19 protein-coding genes and 1 tRNA gene are annotated in these 18,739 nt (G+C 66.0%); 4 read left to right on the plus strand and 16 right to left on the minus strand.

Features of this window, described 5'->3' with window-relative positions:
* Positions 1-13: 13 nt before the first annotated feature.
* The 3 genes from ACN0RC_RS09325 to ACN0RC_RS09335 form a co-directional block, all read right to left on the minus strand.
* Positions 14-499, minus strand: coding sequence for a CGNR zinc finger domain-containing protein (locus tag ACN0RC_RS09325; RefSeq protein ID WP_417511021.1), 486 nt, complete (start codon positions 497-499; stop codon positions 14-16).
* A 167-nt stretch (positions 500-666) separates the two neighbouring features.
* The gene (locus tag ACN0RC_RS09330; RefSeq protein WP_417511023.1) at positions 667-1,359 is read right to left on the minus strand and encodes an IMPACT family protein; all 693 of its coding nucleotides are present in this window, start codon (positions 1,357-1,359) and stop codon (positions 667-669) included.
* On the minus strand, positions 1,356-1,943 hold the full coding sequence (locus ACN0RC_RS09335; RefSeq protein WP_417511024.1) for a helix-turn-helix transcriptional regulator: 588 nt from the start codon (positions 1,941-1,943) through the stop codon (positions 1,356-1,358). Before ACN0RC_RS09335 ends, ACN0RC_RS09330 begins: the two co-directional genes overlap by 4 nt.
* A 55-nt stretch (positions 1,944-1,998) precedes the next feature.
* On the opposite strand from ACN0RC_RS09335, the gene ACN0RC_RS09340 reads away from it, so the two are divergent.
* Entirely contained in the window at positions 1,999-2,151 is a 153-nt protein-coding gene (locus tag ACN0RC_RS09340; protein WP_417511026.1) for a hypothetical protein, read from the plus strand.
* A 21-nt stretch (positions 2,152-2,172) separates the two neighbouring features.
* On the opposite strand, the gene ACN0RC_RS09345 is transcribed toward ACN0RC_RS09340, so the two are convergent.
* From ACN0RC_RS09345 to ACN0RC_RS09395, 11 genes are all read right to left on the minus strand, one after another.
* The gene (locus tag ACN0RC_RS09345) at positions 2,173-2,706 is read right to left on the minus strand and encodes a DUF1697 domain-containing protein (protein WP_417511028.1); all 534 of its coding nucleotides are present in this window, start codon (positions 2,704-2,706) and stop codon (positions 2,173-2,175) included.
* A 28-nt stretch (positions 2,707-2,734) separates the two neighbouring features.
* A tRNA-Thr gene (locus ACN0RC_RS09350) sits at positions 2,735-2,809 on the minus strand.
* A 60-nt stretch (positions 2,810-2,869) separates the two neighbouring features.
* Entirely contained in the window at positions 2,870-4,435 is a 1,566-nt protein-coding gene (locus tag ACN0RC_RS09355) for an alpha/beta hydrolase (RefSeq protein WP_417511030.1), read from the minus strand.
* Positions 4,432-5,586: a DNA polymerase III subunit delta' gene (locus ACN0RC_RS09360; protein ID WP_417511032.1), complete on the minus strand. Its 1,155-nt coding sequence runs from the start codon at positions 5,584-5,586 to the stop codon at positions 4,432-4,434. Before ACN0RC_RS09360 ends, ACN0RC_RS09355 begins: the two co-directional genes overlap by 4 nt.
* A 35-nt stretch (positions 5,587-5,621) precedes the next feature.
* A complete protein-coding gene (tmk, locus tag ACN0RC_RS09365) occupies positions 5,622-6,248 on the minus strand; it encodes a dTMP kinase (RefSeq protein ID WP_417511034.1) in 627 nt (208 codons plus the stop codon).
* Complete coding sequence (gene topA, locus ACN0RC_RS09370; RefSeq protein WP_417511036.1) at positions 6,245-9,082, minus strand: type I DNA topoisomerase; 2,838 nt, start codon at positions 9,080-9,082, stop codon at positions 6,245-6,247. The genes tmk and topA overlap by 4 nt, the downstream gene beginning before the upstream one ends.
* Before the next feature lie 90 nt (positions 9,083-9,172).
* Complete coding sequence (locus ACN0RC_RS09375; RefSeq protein WP_417511038.1) at positions 9,173-9,502, minus strand: helicase; 330 nt, start codon at positions 9,500-9,502, stop codon at positions 9,173-9,175.
* Positions 9,502-9,861, minus strand: a complete 360-nt coding sequence (locus ACN0RC_RS09380; protein ID WP_417511040.1) for a TadE family type IV pilus minor pilin — start codon at positions 9,859-9,861, stop codon at positions 9,502-9,504. Before ACN0RC_RS09380 ends, ACN0RC_RS09375 begins: the two co-directional genes overlap by 1 nt.
* Positions 9,862-9,865: 4 nt before the next feature.
* Positions 9,866-10,063 (minus strand): DUF4244 domain-containing protein, encoded by a 198-nt coding sequence (locus ACN0RC_RS09385; protein WP_417511042.1) that lies wholly within the window; start codon positions 10,061-10,063, stop codon positions 9,866-9,868.
* Positions 10,064-10,105: 42 nt separating this feature from the next.
* Positions 10,106-11,005, minus strand: a complete 900-nt coding sequence (locus ACN0RC_RS09390; RefSeq protein ID WP_417511044.1) for a type II secretion system F family protein — start codon at positions 11,003-11,005, stop codon at positions 10,106-10,108.
* Positions 10,999-12,003, minus strand: coding sequence for a TadA family conjugal transfer-associated ATPase (locus ACN0RC_RS09395; RefSeq protein ID WP_417511046.1), 1,005 nt, complete (start codon positions 12,001-12,003; stop codon positions 10,999-11,001). Before ACN0RC_RS09395 ends, ACN0RC_RS09390 begins: the two co-directional genes overlap by 7 nt.
* 351 nt (positions 12,004-12,354) lie before the next feature.
* Here ACN0RC_RS09395 and acs point away from each other — a divergent pair, with 351 nt between their 5' ends.
* On the plus strand, positions 12,355-14,322 hold the full coding sequence (gene acs, locus ACN0RC_RS09400) for an acetate--CoA ligase (RefSeq protein WP_417511048.1): 1,968 nt from the start codon (positions 12,355-12,357) through the stop codon (positions 14,320-14,322).
* 85 nt (positions 14,323-14,407) lie between these two features.
* On the opposite strand, the gene ACN0RC_RS09405 is transcribed toward acs, so the two are convergent.
* Together ACN0RC_RS09405 and ACN0RC_RS09410 are read right to left on the minus strand one after the other, a co-directional pair.
* Entirely contained in the window at positions 14,408-14,866 is a 459-nt protein-coding gene (locus tag ACN0RC_RS09405) for a RidA family protein (RefSeq protein WP_417511050.1), read from the minus strand.
* On the minus strand, positions 14,863-15,087 hold the full coding sequence (locus ACN0RC_RS09410; protein ID WP_417511052.1) for a hypothetical protein: 225 nt from the start codon (positions 15,085-15,087) through the stop codon (positions 14,863-14,865). The genes ACN0RC_RS09405 and ACN0RC_RS09410 overlap by 4 nt, the downstream gene beginning before the upstream one ends.
* Positions 15,088-15,179: 92 nt before the next feature.
* Between ACN0RC_RS09410 and ACN0RC_RS09415 the strand changes: the two genes are divergently transcribed.
* Together ACN0RC_RS09415 and ACN0RC_RS09420 are read left to right on the plus strand one after the other, a co-directional pair.
* A complete protein-coding gene (locus tag ACN0RC_RS09415; protein WP_417511054.1) occupies positions 15,180-17,744 on the plus strand; it encodes a transglycosylase domain-containing protein in 2,565 nt (854 codons plus the stop codon).
* Positions 17,741-18,685: a metallophosphoesterase gene (locus tag ACN0RC_RS09420; RefSeq protein ID WP_417511147.1), complete on the plus strand. Its 945-nt coding sequence runs from the start codon at positions 17,741-17,743 to the stop codon at positions 18,683-18,685. Before ACN0RC_RS09415 ends, ACN0RC_RS09420 begins: the two co-directional genes overlap by 4 nt.
* Positions 18,686-18,739 lie beyond the last annotated feature (54 nt).

Consider the following 18,739-nt stretch of genomic DNA (forward strand, 5'->3'; position numbering starts at 1 on the left):
GGGCGTTGCGTAATCACGAACGCGCGCGGTGGCGGCGCACCGCGGCACGATTCGCGCAGCGCACGGAGCAGAATCTCTGCCGTCCGTTCCGCGTGACGTCGGCGACGACATTCGTGCAGGGAGCAGCCTCGCACCGCCCGAGCCGATCCATGCCTCGGGTCACCAGGTGCAGCGACGTTCCGAGGTTGATAATGGCGCGCAGGACGAACGGCAGCGACTGCACGTCGTCGCGATAGTGCAGATGCCACCCCTCGCCGTCGTGATCGGTGAGCCGCGGGTATGCGGCCGCCTGCGCGAGCTGCGCATTGAGCAGTTCGGCACGCGCTGCATGAATCGGCTCGTCGACGATTCGGAGCCAGTCGTCGATCACACCGCGCACACGGTGGTGATCGTCGTCCGCCGGGGGAAATGTCATGGTCATGCCGAGATCCAGCATGCGCTCCTCGATTCCCCGCCGATCTTGCGGCCACTCATTCGCGAGGGATGCCGCGAGCAGCACCGCGTACTCGCCGTAAGGGTTGGCACGAACACGGCTGGAGCGTGGAGTCCCGTCACGCCACGAGCGAGGGGACGGTCCTCTACGTCATCTGCACCGACTGCGGCGTCCGTCGCGTCGACCTGCTCCCCAGCTCTCAGATGCCGCCGATCGCGCTGAGCGTCACAGCATCAGGACGAGTGTGATGCCACCGGACCGCCGTGCTCACAATGCCCCCTCGGCACGTCGACGAGCTTCTCCAGCCCGGTCGCCCGCGCCGCTACCGTGCCGGCCGAGGCCTCGGCGATCTCCCCCACCAGCACAGACACCGCCGCAGGAGGCGCCCACACGGCGAACGATGCCTGAGCGCCGTAGCTCGAGTCTCCGAGCACGGCGTCATTGGCCCGTACCCAGTCCCGAAGAACATTGTCAAACCGGCCGGCATCGACATGGTCGACCGTGATCGTGACTTCGGCGAGCACTCGCCGGTCTACCAGCGTCGCGAGATCGAGCGCCTCGGATACCGCCGACGAGTAGGCCCGCACCAGCCCACCGGCACCGAGCTTGATCCCGCCGAAGTAGCGCGTGACCACCGCGACGACATCCGTGAGTTCTCTGCGCTTGAGCACTTCGAGCATCGGGACCCCCGCGGTCCCCGACGGCTCCCCGTCATCCGACGAACGAGCCCGCTCCCCCAGCGCCCCTGTCACCTGCGCTGAGCAGTTGTGCCTGGCATCCCATGCGCGTTTCTTGACGGCTGCGATCACAGCATCCGCCTCCTCCGGCAATGAGACCGGTGCGACGTGCGTGATGAAGCGCGACTTCTTGATCACCAGCTCATGATCGACAGCACGTGCGATCGTGGCGGGATGCCGTGCGCTCATTGCCGCTCCGGGATCCAGGCGAGTTCGCCGCCGTCGAGACGTGCTGCCATGGCGGAGAACCAGTCGCGCTCGGAGGCGAGCTGTGCCCGGTCGAACTCCGCCTCGATGAGCAGGATCTCGGGTACGTCCGCGGCCTCGGCCAGCTCCGCCGAGGCCGTGGCGATCTGCGCCTCGAGTGCGGCGGTGCGCGCCCGTATCGCGACGAGCGCCTCCTCTTTGCCGAGCACGCCGAGGAACGAGAGTGCGGCGACCGTCGTCGTGCGATCGGCCTGAGGCTGTGCGAGCAGCGCGGACACGCGGTGGCGCACTTCGGCGCGCCCGGCATCCGTCAGCGCGTACACCGTGCGCTCCGGGCGTCCGCCGGCCTGTCCTGAGCCGATCGGCTCGATCAGGTGCGCCCGCTCCAGGCGACTGACAGCGTGATAGATGCTGCGAGGTGCACCCGTAACGAAGTCCTTGCGCGTCTCGACGACAAACCGGTGGATGTCGTAGGGATGCCTCGGCCCCACGGTGAGCAGCGCGAGCACGGTCAGCGCGGCGAGATCAAGATCTCCTCGGCTGAACGCCCGGTTGGCATCGTTCATGTTCTCGAGTCTAGAAGCTTGACATCGCCGTCTCGCGTGGGACGCCGATGACGCCATGGCATACGCCGCCGCGTTCACCGAGGACGCCGACGATGTGACGCATGCATGCGAGGGCGATCGCTGGCTGTGCGCGTCCTTCCAGAACACCAAGCGCGATCGACTGTTCGCGATGCTCAACGCCCGTGAAAAGCAGCGCCTCGCCGCCTGAGCCGCGTGATCTCCGTTCGGCTCAAGCAGTGAGCTCGGCGAGCTTGCGCGTCGTACGGACGTTCCTGGCGGTGCCAGCGACCCCGAGCGCACGATCAAGGACCGCCTTGGTCAGCTTGGACGAGTGCACGCCGTCCGCGCCGTAACTGATCCACAGGTCGCGCCCTACCAGGGCGACCTCCTCCCCCGGCACGAGCCGCTCCTCGAGCATTTCGACTGCACCGGCGGACGGTTCGCCCTCGAGGAACATCGCGTGCACGAGCTTGTCCGCTCCGCCCGAGAACGGATGCGCGGCCAGCGCCGCCACGAGCTCGTCGTGCCTGCGCGCGATCACCGGAGTATCGACACCGAATCCGGCGGCGATCACCTCGCGGACACGAGCGCAAGCGGATGGCGCATCGGCGGGCTCATCGCAGATGATGTTGCCGCTCGCGATGTACGTGGACACATTCTCAAGGTCGGTTTCGGATGCCAGCAGCTCGCGCAGTCGAGCCATCGGCACCCTGTTGTGACCGGAAACGTTCACCGCCCGCAGTAGCAGGACACTGCGCATCATGCTTCGAGAGTACCCCCGCCGGAAAAATTGGAGCCCCGAGTCAGGATTGAACTGACGGCCTTCCCATTACGAGTGGGATGCTCTACCACTGAGCTATCGGGGCGTGACCTGACGGGTCAGGCACGAGAATCGATATTACCCTGTCCGTGCCCTCACCGCGAAATCACTCGCACTTCAGGTCAGCATCCGGAACCCGGTCGTCGAGGAAGTAGGCATCAACGGCATTGTCAACGCACACGTTGCCCTTGTTGTACCCCGTGTGGCCCTCGCCCACGCGAGTGATCAGGACGCCCTCTTCGAGCTGTCCGGCGAGGGCGGCAGACCACTCGTACGGCGTTGCCGGGTCGTTTGTCGTGCCGACGACCAGGATGGGTCCGGCGCCTGAAGCATGGATCTCCCCGCGAGTGCCGGTGGGCGGGTACGGCCACACGGCGCACGAGTCCGGACCTGACCAGTACGGCGCGATCGTGGGCGCGCCTGCCGCCACCCTCGCGTCGGCCGCATCCTGCGCGGCCTGATCGTCTTCTACCGGGTAGTCCATGCAGTTGTAGGCACGGAACGCCTCGCTCGAGTTGTCCAGATAGCTGCCGTTCTCGCGGGCGTTGTAGAAGTCGGCCAGAACGAAGGCCGTGTAGGGGTCGCCCTGCAGAGCGCCATCGAGTGCCTGCGTGAGGTAGCCCCAGCTGTCTTGCGAGTACAGAGCCGCGATGATGCCGGTCATCAGCGAGTCCGCACCCAGCATCCGACCGTCATCGTTCGTCAAGGGTGTGCGGTCGACCGCGGCCAGCAGAGCGCCGAGGTCGGCCATCGCCTCGTCGACGGTGCCGTTGAACGGGCACGAGCCGGAATCAAGGCAGTTCTTCATGTACGCGCGCAGCGCCGATTCGAACCCGAGCGCCTGTGTCGTTCCGACATCGATGCCGGAGACGGCGGGATCGATCGCACCGTCGAGCACGAGGCGGCCCGCCTTCTCGGGATACAGCTCGGCGTAGGTCGCGCCCAGGAAGGTGCCGTACGAATAGCCGAGGTAGTTCAGCTGCGTGTCGCCGAGCACCGCACGGATGAGGTCCATGTCGCGCGCCGAGTTCACCGTCGTCACGTAGGGCAGGATGCCATCGCTGTTGGCCTCGCACGCGTCGGCGAAGGCCTGATTGCGCTCGGTGAGCTCAGCTTCCCACTCATCGGTGCCGCGCGGAGCGGCCGGGATGTCGTAGAGATACGCATCCATCTCGGTGGCGTCGAAGCAGGACACCGCGGTCGAGTCTCCGACACCGCGCGGGTCGAATCCGATGACGTCGTAGTTGTCGGCGAGGTCTGCACTGACGGCATAGCCGACACTGTCGAGGATGAAGTCGCGGCCGCTTGCGCCCGGACCGCCCGGGTTCGTCAACAGTGATCCCATCGGCTGCCCCGCGGCTTGGTGGCGCACGACTGAGAGTTCGATCGTGCCCTCGCTCGGCTCCTCCCAATCCAATGGGGCGGTGACGTATGTGCAGTCGAATGCCGCACCGCCGCGGTCGCAGGCGGTCCAGTCGAGCGTCTGCTCGTAGAACGGCAGAAGATCGGCCGAGACGCCATCGCTGTCGGGAGCGTTGGTCGTAGAAGGACGAGGCGTCGCGCCCTCGGGAATCATCGCGTACAGGCATCCGCTGAGCATGATGGCGGCCGTCGCCAGCCCCGCGGTGATCGTCACGAGCCGTCGCAGGCGAGAAGTCTGTCTGGTGTTCACGGTTTCCTCCCGCTCGCGACGGTCACGAGCAAACTCTCCAGTGCGAGCGTCGGTGCGACGTTGCGCTCCAGTGATTCACGGGTCTCGGCCAGATGATCGAGCACGACCAGAGTACGTCGCACAGGCCAGGCGGCCGCGAGCGCCGTGAGATCCTCAGTGAGTTCCCGGTTGATGAGGTCATCGCCTCGCCGGTACTGCAGCATCACGACATCGCGGAACATCGACTGCAGGTCAGTGAGCACCCGGTCGATGCCGTCGCGGAGACTCCGAGTGGCCCTTTTCTTCTGATCGTCTTCGAGGGCGGAGATCTGCGTGCGCAGCGCCGGCGGCACTGCCTGCCCCTCTGCAATGCCGACGGTTCGCAGCAGCGAGGCTCGTTCAGCGGCATCGCGCTCGGCAGTGAGGGACTTCGCGTCCTCTGTCGCGGCCTGGATGATCTCACCAGCGACTTCGACCGCACTGCCGACGCCCCGCACCGACAGCACGGAGCGCAGCGTCGAGTCACGACGGCGTCGGGCTGCCTCATCTGTTGCGAGGCGCTGGGCCATACCGATGTGACGCTGCGAGAGTCGTGCGGCCTGCTCGGCGATCGCGAGTTCGACCCCAGTGCGTTCAACGATCAGTCGCGCCACATCATCGACGTCGAGTTCGCGCAGTCGCAACGGCCGGACCCGAGAGCGAATCGTCGGCAGCAGATCTGCTTCGCTCGGGGCGCACAGCACCCAGACGGTGTTCTCTGGCGGTTCTTCGAGAGCTTTCAGAAGCACGTTGGAGGTGCGCTCGACCATGCGGTCGGCATCTTCGACGACGATGACGCGGTAGCGCCCTGCAGAGGGAGCGAAGTACGAGCGCTCGACGAGTGCCCGCGCCTCTTTGATCGTGATGATGACTTTGTCGGTGCGCAGCGCGGTGACGTCGGGGTGGGTACCGGCGAGCACCTGACGCATGGTCTGTTCATCGTCGGGGCTGTTGGCGATCAGCGCGGCCGCGAACGCATGGGCGAGCGTCGAGCGCCCAGAACCCGGCGGCCCGGTGATCAGCCACGCGTGCGAGAGCGCCGCAGGATCAGACGCTGCCTGTCGAAGGGCTGCAACCGCGTCGTCCTGACCCCAGACATCCGTCCACGGGAACGGAGCGAGGGTCACGGTCATGCACTCAGCCTAACTGCCACCGCAGACACCGCCGCTCAGAGAAGGGACGATACGCGCGCACGGATCTGCTCGGCGATGTTCTCAACGGATGCCAAGGCATCAACGACGAGAAATCGCTCCGGCTCCGCCTTCGCGAGGGCCAGGAATGCCTCGCGGACGCGCGTGTGGAAGTCGAGCTTCTCGGCTTCCAGCCGGTCGAAGGGCTTGTCGGCCGCGTCGAGTCGCACGCGTGCCGCAGCAGGGTCGAGATCGAGCAGCAGAGTCAGGTCGGGCAGTGCGCCCTCGGTCGCCCAGAGCGAGAGATCGCGCACCTGAGAGCCGTCGAGCACGCGTCCCGCTCCCTGATAGGCGACCGAAGAATCGAGGTAGCGGTCCTGCAGCACGATTTCGCCGCGATTCAGCGCTGGCTGCACGACGGTTGCGACATGGTTCGCACGATCAGCGGCATAGAGCAGCGCCTCAGCGCGAGGCGCGATCTCGCCTGTGTGGTGGAGGACGATGTCGCGGATCAGCTGACCGACCTCACTCCCGCCGGGTTCGCGGGTGCGGAGCACCGTGTGACCGGCGTCTGCGAGCCAGGATTCGAGCATCTCGGCCTGGGTCGTCTTGCCCGAGCCATCGCCTCCCTCGAGAGTGATCCACAGCCCGGGCCGTGAGCTCACGCGTCTGCCTTCTTCTTCGCGGCGTTCGCAGCGCGCGTCGCCGCGGCCTTCTTCGCCGCAGCCGATCGGGCCGCCGCCTTCTCCGCATCCGTCTTGGCAACAGCCGCCTTCGGCGCGGTCTTCTTCGCGGCAGTCTTCTTGGCCGGAGCCTTTTTGGCAGCGGTCTTCTTCGCAGGAGCCTTCTTCGCACCCCGCTTGGTGGCAGGACCCTTCGCACGCTTGTCGGCGAGCATCTGCACGGCGATCTCGAAGGTGATGTCTTCGGGCTTCTGACCGCGCGGAATCGTCACGTTCGTCTCGCCGTCGGTGACATACGGGCCGAACCTGCCGTCACGCACCCGGATCGGCTTGCCGCTGACCGGGTCGGCGTCGAACTCGGCGAGCGCGCTCGACGCACGACGCGAGCCCGCACCGTACTTGGGCTGAGCGTAGATCGCGAGTGCCTGCTCGAGTGTGACGTCGAAGATCTGCTGCTCGCTTTCGAGAGAGCGAGAGTCGGTGCCCTTCTTCAGGTACGGACCGTATCGGCCGTTCTGCGCGGTGATCTCATCACCAGACTCCGGGTCGGCGCCGACCACGCGCGGCAGGCTCAGCAGCTGAAGTGCAGTGTCGAGATCGACCGTGTCGACCGACATCGAGCGGAACAGCGAGCCGGTGCGGGGCTTGGGAGCATCCTTCTTGGCCGCCTTCTTCTTCGGCACCTCGACGACCTCACCGGTCTTCTCGTCGACGACTGCGGCTTCCTCCGGCAGGTTCTCCTGCACGTAGGGGCCGTACCGGCCGTCCTTGACGACGATGACGCGACCGTTCTCGGGGTTCTCACCGAGCACGCGGTCACCGGCGACGGGAGCGTCGATGAGCTCCTGCGCCTTCCCGGCGGTCAGCTCGTCGGGCGCCAGGTCCTCAGGAACGTTGACGATGCGTCCGCGCTCTTCGGGGTTGGCCGGGTCGATGACCTCGAGGTACGGGCCGTACTTGCCGAAGCGCAGGGTCGCGGTGTCGGTGATCTTCGTCGAGTTCAACGCGCGGGCGTCGATCTCGCCGAGGTTGTCGACGACCTGCCGCAGGCCCACGTGTGCGTCAGAGCCGAAGTAGAACGACTTCAGCCATTCCACACGCTTCTGCTCGCCGCGCGCGATGGCGTCGAGGTCATCTTCCAGCGCTGCGGTGAAGTCGTAGTCGATGAGCTCAGCGAAATGCTCTTCGAGAAGACGCACGACGCTGAACGCCATCCAGGTCGGAACGAGCGCCTGGCCGCGCTTGGTGGCGTAGCCGCGATCGATGACGGTGCCGATGATGCTGGCGAACGTCGACGGACGCCCGATGCCGTGCTCTTCCAGAGCCTTGACCAGCGAAGCTTCGGTGTAGCGGGGCTTCGGGGTAGTCTTGTGGCCCTTGGCCTCAGCATCCGACATGGCCAGCTCGTCGCCGACGGCGACGGCAGGCAACGACTGGTTCGTGGCAGCGTCAGCGTCGCTGCGCTTCTCGTCCTTGCCCTCTTCATAGGCGTCGAGGAAGCCCTTGAACGTGTAGACCGTTCCGGATGCCGTGAACTCGACCTTCTTGCCGTCCGCCTGGACGGCGATGGTCACCGTGGTCGTCTCGTACTTCGCGTCGGCCATCTGACTGGCGACGGTGCGCTTCCAGATCAGGTCGTACATCCGCAGCTCTTCGCGATCGAGCTCGCCCGACACCGACGAGGGCTTGCGGAAGTTGTCGCCGGATGGGCGGATCGCCTCGTGAGCCTCCTGCGCGTTCTTGCTCTTGGACTTGTAGACACGGGGCTTCAGCGGCACAGCACTGTCACCGTAGAGCGCGACAGCCTGGCTGCGCGCTGCCTGCACGGCCTGCGTGCTCAGAGCGACCGAGTCGGTTCGCATATAGGTGATGAAACCCTTTTCGTACAGGCGCTGGGCGATACTCATGGCCTGCTTCGCACTCATCGAGAGCTTGCGACCTGCCTCCTGCTGCAACGTCGAAGTCGTGAACGGTGCATAGGGGCTGCGCGTGCCGGGCTTCGCCTCGACCTTGGTGACGGTTCCCGCTCCTGCGGCATCGACCGCGTTGGCGAGGGACGTGGCGTCCTTCTCAGAGAGGACGACGACGGCCTTCTTGAGCTTTCCGGTGTCATCGAAGTCGGTGCCGCGAGCGAGTTGACCGCCATCGACGCGCACCATGCGCACACGGAAGGCGCTTCCGGATGAAGCGGATGCGTCAACATCCCAGTACTCGGCGTTCACGAACGCCATGCGCTCGCGCTCCCGCTCGACGATCATGCGGGTGGCAGCGGACTGCACGCGCCCTGCGGACAGACCGGTCTTCACCTTGTACCAGAGCACCGGCGAGACATCCCAGCCGTAGAGCCGGTCGAGGATGCGCCGTGTCTCCTGCGCGTCGACGAGTGCGAGATCGAGCTCGCGGGTATTACCGACAGCGGCCTGGATGGCGTCTTTGGTGATCTCGTGGAACACCATGCGCTTGACGGGCACCTTGGGCTTGAGGGTCTCGAGCAGATGCCAAGCGATCGCCTCGCCCTCGCGGTCCTCATCAGTTGCGAGCAGGAGCTCGTCAGCGCTCTTCAGAGCGCGCTTGAGTTCGGCGACGGTCTTGGTCTTGCGATCAGAGACGACGTAGTAGGGGTCGAAGCCGTTATCGACGTCGATCGAGTACTTCCCGTAGGCCTGCTTGTCAGCAGCCGGGATGTCCTTCTTATCTGCGAGGTCGCGAATATGGCCGACAGAGCTGAGTACCTCATAGCCATCGCCGAGGTACCCCTGAATCGACCGCATCTTCGTCGGGGACTCGACGATGACGAGCTTCTTGCCTTCAGCCAAGGGTGCGTCCTTTCTTCGAAGCACACCATACACACCACGGTCGTGGTGTGCTCACAGCATTGCCGTGAGCGGAGTCTCGGGGTGTCGCCGTCAGAATCCCTCGGGTGGCCCGGCACGGGCTCGGGAGACGGCAGCAAGACCAGCGTACGCCGCCTCGACCCGAACAGTCGCCACAGAACCGTCGATCGTGCATTCCACGAGCACGGCCTCGGATGCCGCGGCAGCTCTGGCTGCGAGCGCGCAGGGTGCCTCTTCAGTGATGATCGCACCGGAGGCGGCATCCGCTGCGGCAAGCGCCGCAGCATCCGCCGCCCCCGCTGCGCGCTGTGCCGTGACGGCTGCGCCGCCTGCAGCGGCCAGCCCCACGGCGAGAGTTGCGGCGACGGCGAGGAGACTGGCCGACAGCGCGGTCCCGGCCATCAGAGACCCCCGGCGAGCGCGCAGCTGGATGCCGCGAGCGGGATGCTGATGAGCCGGCCGATCTGCGCATCGATCTGCGCGTGCACGCAGACGAACTCGCCCCGCGCTTCGCTGGTCATGCTCGCGCCGCCCACCGATGCCGCCACTGCGGCGCGCGCTGCCCCTTCACTCTCGCCGCGACCGAGCAGGCGCGCGGCATCTGCGGCGCCGTCCTGCAGCGACACGAGCTGTGCCGCTGCCCCCAGTGCACCCGCCCCCAACAGCAGAGTGAGGATGACGGCGGGCAGGGCGAGGGCGAGTTCTGCGGCCACCGAGCCGCGCTCGGCATCGCCTCGGGTGCGAGTTCTCGTGGTGATCATGCCGTCATGAAACGGTCAGCGCCCGGCGGACGAGGTCGGTGAGGATGCCGCGGACCTCGTCGGATCGCATGATGACGACCAGCAGGCCGGCAAAGGCAACCGCTGCCATCGTCGTAATAGCGTATTCCGCCGTCGCGGCACCGGATTCGTCGGTGAACAGCGAGGTGGCACGCCGCGTCGTGAGGGTGGGGAGAGTGTTCATGTGTTCCTTCTTTCTTGTCGTTTCTTCTTCGGGAGGCCGTCGTCAGATCGGCAACGGCGTGGATGAGAGGACCGAGAGGATGAGCGGCGCGACGCCGAGCAGGAGAAAAGCGGGCAGCGTGCAGATACCGAGCGGGATCAGCAGGCTCGAAGAGAGCTTCGCCGCGCGCACCCGTCCCTGCACCCGCGCATCGTGGCGATCCTGCACCGCAGCGGCCCGCAGCAGTTCGCCCGCAGGCACACCGGCCGCCCGAGAGAGCTCCAGCACCTCCCCCGTGCGCGCGCGACCGATCAACCCCTGCGCCGGACTGTCATCAACAAGGCGAAGCGAACGATCGATCGAAGTGCCGCCGGACAGCGCGACCGCCACCAGCTCCGCGTGCATTCCCGGAGTGCCGGGGGCAGGGCGCGCGCGGCGCAGCAGGCGAGATGTCCACAGCCGCGCACAGAGCACGAGGAGCAGGCCCGCCACGAGGCAGGCCGTGCCGATCGGGTTGGTGACGAGCACTCCCACGGTGTCAAACCCGAGCGCGAACCCGAGCAGCAGACCGGCGAACGGCATCCACAGCAGCAGGCGCGCCGTCCCCGCAGGTTCCGCGAGTGCGATCCGCACATCGTCGGCTGCAGCGGCGGTATCCCGCATCGTCTCGGCGAGCGATCTGAGGACCTCGGCCAGAGGCGCGCCGACCGTCGATGCGACTTCCCACGCTGCCGCGACTTCGCACCACACCGGGCCCTCTGCTTCGATCGCCATCACCAGAGGGACGCCCTCGTCGCATCGGGCGACAACGCTCCGAGCGTGCTCGTCCCCTGAGTCCGCCAGATGCCGCCAGGCGTTCAGCGGCGCGGACCCTGCCTGCAGCAGCACAGCGAGGGTGCGGATCGAGACGGCTGCAGCTTCTGCCCCGCCGTCTCCCACCGAGCGCCGTCCGAAGCTCACCACGGCCGTACCTCTTCAATATCGAGCCGATCGTTGTTCAGCCGAAAGCATCCCGCCTGAGCGAGCCTCCGCACCCCGTCTGCGCCGCGCGCAAGATGGAGCACCACGGTGAACGCGCTCACCGCTTGGCGGGCGAGAGCGGTGGCATCCATCCCGGCGAGTGCGCCCAGCGCTTCGAGCCGGGCCGGCACATCTGCAAGACCGCTCGCGTGCAGTGTTCCCGCGCCCCCGTCATGCCCCGTGTTCAGCGCCGACAGAAGCTCACGCACTTCTTCGCCGCGGCACTCCCCGACGACCAACCGGTCAGGGCGCATCCGCAGGGACTCTCGCACGAGCCGCGCGAGGGTGATGGAGCCCGCACCCTCCAGATTCGACTGACGCGTTTCCAGTGCGACATGGTGCGGATGCCTCGGGCGGAGCTCTGCGACATCTTCGATCGTCACGATCCGTTCGCGCCCTCGCACCGCGTGCAGCAGCGCGGACAGCAGGGTCGTCTTGCCCGTGCCCGTCCCGCCGGTGATGAGGATGTTCGCGCGCTCGGCCACCAACCGCTCCAACCAGGCGCGATGAGAGGCGTCGAACGCTCCGAAGCCGGCAAGCGCCTCCAGATCAATGGCACGTATCCGCGGAATGCGGATGGACAGCGCCGTCCCCCCTGTCGAGACCGGCGCGAGCACCGCGTGAATCCGGATGCCGGAGGCCAGGCGCACATCCACACAGGGCGACTGATCGTCGAGGTGTCGGCCTCCCGCACCGATGAGTGCGACGGCGAGGTCGCGCACTTCTTTCTGCGAAGCGGCCCACGACGTCACGCGCTCCGCCCCTTCGCCCCTATCGATGAAGAGGCCACCGGCACCGTTGACGAAGACGTCTGTGACCTGCGGGTCTGCGCAGTACTCGGCGAGGGGCCCCAACGCACTGTCCACGTCTCTGGGCGCCGCGTCGTGAGAGTCCGACGCGAGCGAACCCGCACGCGGCTGAATTATGAACGGCTGTGGCATCCCCCGACGCTATTGGCCGTGGCATCCGCACGATGGGTGTAAACCCACGTCCTGTGGGCAACTCACGCGATCACCGAAAGGTGGAGGACGACTGCCCGCAGGTACGGAAAGGGCGGCACCTCACGGGGGGAATGAGATGCCGCCCAATGACGCACCGCAGTCGAGATGATCGGGTGCGTCCAGGCCGGAATGATTTCGGCTGTCGTCGAGTGTACGAGGTGACACCCGCTTCACAAAACCCACCGCACTACGGACTTTCGGCAGTATTGACGAGAATGAGCGGAGGCTAGATTCACTCTGTCCGGGTCGTGCTGTGTGCATGACCCATCCCGTCGCAAAGGAGCGCACGCCATGAGCAGCCAGATCGACCACCTCCTCGATGAGACGCGGCAGTTCGCGCCGTCCGCAGAGTTCGCCGCCCACGCTGTCGCGAAGGCCGAGCTCTACGATCGCGCCGAGGCCGACCGTGAGGGGTTCTGGGGCGAGCAGGCCCGCGATCTGCTGCACTGGCACAAGCCGTTCACCGAAGTTCTGGACTGGTCGGCACCGCCGTTTGCCAAGTGGTTCGACGACGGAGAGCTCAACGTCGCCTACAACTGCCTCGACCGCCATGTCGAAGCAGGCAACGGCGACCGCGCAGCGCTCCTCTGGGAGGGCGAGCCCGGCGACTCGCGCCGCATCACCTACGCGGAGCTGACCGATGAGGTCAAGCGCACAGCCAATGTGCTCGAGGGCCTCGGCATCGGCGCTGGCGACCGCGTGGCCATCTACCTGCCCATGATTCCCGAGGCTGTCGTCTCGATGCTCGCGGTGGCCCGTCTCGGCGCGATCCACTCCGTCGTCTTCGGCGGGTTCAGCGCCGACAGCCTGCGCTCCCGCATCGACGACGCCGGAGCCAAGGTCGTCATCACCGCCGACGGCGGGTACCGCAAAGGCCGCGTCTCCGCGCTCAAGCCAGCCGTGGACCAGGCGCTCAGCGACCGCGGCGACGGCGAGCAGCAGACCGTCGAGCATGTTCTCGTCGTCAAGCGCGGCGAGAACGAGGTCGACTGGACCCCCGGCCGCGACCTCTGGTGGCACGATGTCGTGCCCGCGGCATCCGCCGACCATGAAGCACAGGCGTTCCCCTCCGAGAACCCGCTCTTCATCCTCTATACGTCCGGCACGACCGGAAAACCCAAGGGCATCCTGCACACCTCAGGCGGCTACCTCACACAGGTCGCGTACACGCACAAGAACGTCTTCGATCTGAAGCCCGAAACCGACGTGTTCTGGTGCACAGCCGACATCGGCTGGGTCACCGGCCACAGCTACGTCACGTACGGTCCGCTTGCGAACGGCGCGACCCAGGTCCTGTATGAGGGAACCCCGGATGCTCCGCACCCCGGCCGCTGGTGGGAACTCATCGAGAAGTACAAGGTCTCGATCTTCTACACCGCCCCGACCGCCATCCGCTCGTTCATGAAATCGGGCCGGGCGATCCCGCAGAAGTTCGATCTCTCCTCGATCCGCCTGCTCGGCTCGGTCGGAGAGCCCATCAACCCCGAGGCGTGGATGTGGTACCGCGAAGTGATCGGTGACAACAAGGCTCCGATCGTCGACACGTGGTGGCAGACCGAGACCGGCGCGATCATGGTCTCCCCGCTTCCTGGAGTGACGGCCACCAAGCCAGGATCCGCGCAGGTTCCGATCCCCGGCATCTCGCTCAACGTCGTCGACGAGTCAGGTCAAGAAGTCGGCCATGGCAACGGCGGCCTGCTGGTGATCACGGACCCCTGGCCCGCCATGCTGCGTGGCATCTGGGGCGATCCGGAACGCTACAAGGAGACGTACTGGGACAAGTTCGAGGACCAGGGCTACTACTTCGCCGGCGACGGCGCGCGCCTGGATGCCGACGGCGACCTGTGGCTGCTCGGACGTGTGGACGACGTGATGAATGTCTCCGGCCACCGCCTATCGACGGCAGAGATCGAGTCCTCTCTCGTGGCGCACGAGTCGACCGCCGAGGCTGCTGTCGTCGGAGCATCCGATGAGACCACCGGCCAGGCCGTCGTCGCCTTCGTGATCATCAAGGAGAGCTACCTCGCCGCGCACGACGCTGCAGGCCTCGCCGCGCTGCTGCGAGGCTGGGTCGGCGAGCAGATCGGTGCGATCGCACGCCCACGCGATGTCTACATCGTCGGAGAGCTTCCCAAAACCCGCTCGGGCAAGATCATGCGCCGCCTGCTGCGCGACGTTGCAGAGGGCCGTGAGGTCGGCGACACCACGACGCTCGCGGACACCGCGGTCATGAGCATCATCTCAGCTCAGGTGAAGTAGCCCCGCCCCGAGCCCGCAAAACCACGCCGAGATTGCGTCGTATCGATGCTGTCTCGGCGTGGTTTTGCAGTTTAGGTGGAAGTGGTCAGGCGAGAGTGAAAGTCACTTCGACCTCGACGGGGCTGTCCAGCGGCAGCACGGCGACACCCACAGCGGCACGCGCGTGTCGTCCCGCATCCGCGAAGATCTCGCCGAGCACCTCGCTGGCACCGTTGATGACACCGGGCTGCCCGGTGAACGAAGGGTCGGATGCGACAAAACCACCCACCCGCAGCACTCCGCCGATCTTCTCGAGTCCGCCGGCGGCACCGGCAGCAGCGGCCAACGCATTCAACGCGCAGGTGCGCGCATAACCCTTGGCATCTTCAGCGCTGACCTCGGCCCCGACCTTTCCGGTCGCAGGCAGCGTGCCGGCTGCGAAAGGCAGCTGGCCCGAGGTGTAGACGAGTCCGCCGTGCACTGCAGCGGGGATGTACGCGGCCACGGGAGCAGCGACCTCAGGGAGCTCGATTCCGAGCTCTTCCAAACGCGTGGCGATGCTCATGCGGCGCCTCCTTCGAACTGACGCGAAGCCTCAGCGGCAGCGGCGAGGCCTGCACTGTTGGATCCGTCACTCGACGTGGGACGCTTGAAGTAGGCCACGAGGCCGCCCTCGGGCCCCTGCACAACCTGTACGAGCTCCCAGCCCTGCTTTCCCCAGTTATTGAGGATGGCAGCGGTGTTGTGGATCAGCAACGGGGTGGTCAGATACTCCCACGTGGTCATGGCACTCCAGAAGGTCTTGTCACGGATACCGACAACGCCGACAACGCCGACGTCAAAGGCGGTATTCAGGGAACTCCCCTACGATCTAGCGTATGCCTCAGAAGAATCGCACGGCGACAGGTGTGCTCGGCGGTCTCCTCGGACTCGTCGGGCTCAGCGCCATCGCCGGCATCCTGGTGACTGCCACGGTGACCCCCGCGCTGGCCGTCGCAGGTGCCGCAGGATCCCAAGCCCTCGACCTGTTCGAGAAGCTGCCGTCGTACCTCGAGATCGACGCACCGATGGAGCCGAGCACGATCTACGCGATCGGCGGCGACGGGAACCCCGTGCCACAGGCGACATTCTTCGATCAGAACCGCACCCAGGTCAACTTCGACCAGGTCAATCCCGTCGTCTATGACGCGATCCTCTCCAGTGAGGACAAGGGCTATTACGAGCACGGCGGCATCAACCTCGGCGCCACCGTCAAGGCCCTCGTAGACAACGTCCGCGGCACCTCAACGCGTGGTGCATCCACGATCAGCCAGCAGTACGTCAAGAACGTTCTCGTGCAGCAGTGCGAGCAGGGCGTACTCCCGGGAGCTGAGGACTACTCCGACAAGATCGCGCAGTGCTGGCTGGACGCGACCAACGCCAGCGGCGCCGACGGCGTCGAGCGCAAGCTGCAGGAGATGCGCTACGCGATCCAGATCGAGAAGGACTACTCGAAGAACGAGATCCTTCTCGGCTACCTCAACATCGCCAGCTTCGGCGGAACGGTCTACGGCATCGAGGCCGCGGCGAACTACTACTTCAGCACCACCGCAGCGAACCTCACCGTGGCACAGGCTGCGACCCTCGCCGGCATCGTGCAGAACCCGAACACCTACCGCATCGATATGCCGGGGGGAACCCTGACCGATGAGGACGAAGTCGCCGTCAACGGCGCCGATGACGGGTACAGTCTCACGCTTCAGCGTCGTGACTACGTGCTCGGCCGCATGCTGACCGATGGAAAGATCACCCAGGCACAGTTCGACGAAGCGGATGCCACGCCGATCACCCCGGTCATCACGCCGCCGTCGCAGGGTTGTGCCACCGCGGGCAGCAACGCGTACTTCTGCCAGTACGTCAAGACCGTCGTGCTCAGCGACCCGGCCTTCGGCGCCACCCCGCAGGAGCGCACCAAAGCGCTGTACCGTGACGGCCTGAAGATCTACACCACCCTTGATCTGCGGGTGCAGGACCCGGCAGTCGTCGCGATGCAGGATCGCGTTCCGCCGAACTACGACAACCAGTACTTCGGTGCAGCCGGTGTCACCATCGAACCTGCGACAGGACGCATCCTCGCGATGACGCAGAACACCGTGTTCCAAGAGACCGCGACCGACGATCAGGCCTACACGAGCCTCGTCTTCGCGTCAGACGTCGCCCACGGCGGATCGGCCGGCTTCCCGGTCGGATCGGCCTACAAGCTGTTCACATTGATCGACTGGCTCGAGACCGGCCACTCGGTCAATGAGTCGATAAACGGTCGCAACCAGACGATGAAGATGAAGGCGTCGTGTACCGACTCCAACTGGAACTTCGACACCAGAGAGGTCGGAAACTTCAACAACGCACCGGGTTATACCGCAACTCCGATGCGCTTCACCCGCGACTCATTGAACTCGGGTTACTTCGCGATGGCCTCCCAGCTCGACCTCTGCGACATCAACAAGGTCGCAGATCGCATGGGCGTTACACTCGGTGACGGCGGTAAGACGACGGACGAGAACGTGCCCTTCGACGTCCTGGGATCGAAATACATCTCGCCGCTCGACATGGCCGGCGCCTACGCCACGGTCGCGAACAAGGGCGTCTACTGCACCCCGGTCGCGATCGACAAGGTCCTCGATCAGAGCGACGAAGAGCTTCCGGTCCCCACGACGGCCTGCTCACAGGTGATCACGCCCGAAGTCGCGGCCACAGCCGCATATGCCCTTGAAGGCGTCATGGCGTCCGGAGGAACGGGGTCGGATGCCAACCCGTGGGACGGCACCCCGCTGATCGGCAAGACCGGATCGCACAACGACTTCTCGACGATGATGATCGAGTCGAGCACTCGAGCCACAACCGCAGTGTTCGTCGGTCGCTGGCAGGGTGATAACGACATCTGGGGCCAGTGGTACAACGGCAACCAGCTGCAGAACATCCGCTACGAAGTGGCCCGCGATATGCAGGCTGCGGCTAACGCACTGCTCGGCGGCGGTGACGAGTTCCCGGCTCCAGACCAGAACCTCACCCGTCGCGTGCTCGTCGACCTTCCGAGCGTCGTCGGCCTGCCGGTAGAGGAGGCGACCAGCACGCTGGAGCGCGCAGGTTTCTCGGTGAACGTCGGCGCTCCTGTCGACAGTGACCTCGCCCCTGGCCTCATCGCCGCTCAGGACCCCGGTGCCGGTCAGGTCAGCTCGGGCACGAGTGTGACGATCTCGCCGAGCAATGGTCAGGCCGCAGCTCTGCCCGACGTAGTCGGTCAGAAGGCAAAGGCTGCCGTGGACTCTCTTCACGTGGCTGGATTCAACAATGTGAGCCAGCATCCTTCTTGCAATGCGGACGACGCGAAGATCGTCTCGATGTCGCCAGCCGCTGGCACCGCCGCGAACAAGACGGCGACCGTGACTCTGACGTGCAAGTGACGCACCACCGCACAGCCCACCCTGCCCTCATCGCGCTCGGCGCAGTCGGGGCAGTGGGGGCTGCGTGCGCTGTGTGGGGATTCGGAATCGAACGCTACCTGTTCACGGTCCGAGAGGTCACAGCGGCTGCCCTCCCGCCTGGTTCGGCACCGCTGCGCGTTCTGCACCTCTCCGACGCGCACATGGCCCCATGGCAGCATCGCAAGCAGGACTGGTTGGCATCGCTCGCAGCCCTCGAGCCGGATCTCGTCGTCAACACCGGTGACAATCTCGGCCACCGCGACGGGCTTGACGGCATCCGCCGCGCATTCGAGCCCTTCGCCGGCATTCCCGGCGTGTTCGTCCACGGATCCAATGACGTGCTCGGCCCCACGCCGCGCAATCCGCTCCGGTACCTCTCTGGGCCCTCTGCTCCGCATACAGAACCAGAACGACTCGACACCGATGCGCTGGACGCCTTCCTCCGCGACGAGCTCGGTTGGGCAGATCTGAACAATGCCGCCGCACGAGTGCGCATCGGCGATCGCGACGTCGACTTCTTCGGCACCAACGATGCCCATCGCGATTGGGACGACCTGGACATTCTGCCGGCTGCCATCGCGGCCCTCGGCAGGCGGGATGCCGCAACTCCCCTGCTCGCTGTCACACATGCTCCGTACCAGCGCGTGCTGAACCGGTTCACCGACCTCGGCGCACAGGCGATCTTCGGCGGGCACACGCACGGCGGACAGGTGTGTCTGCCGTTCTACGGTGCACTGGTGGCGAACTGCGATATTCCGTTGAAGCAGGCCAAGGGTCTGAGCACGTGGAGTCACGCCGGGCGCAGCATCCCGCTCAATGTCAGCGCCGGTTGCGGCCACTCGATCTACGCGCCGGTGCGGTTCGCGTGCCGCCCCGAGGCGACGCTTCTGACGCTGACCGCACAGGACACGCCCGCGTGATCTGAGCGGCCCCTCGATTCGGTGCAGCGAGTTTTTCCCTGTAGACTCAAACGG

Origin of the sequence: Microbacterium sp. (assembly GCF_048259935.1) — a bacterium.
GTDB lineage: Bacteria > Actinomycetota > Actinomycetes > Actinomycetales > Microbacteriaceae > Microbacterium.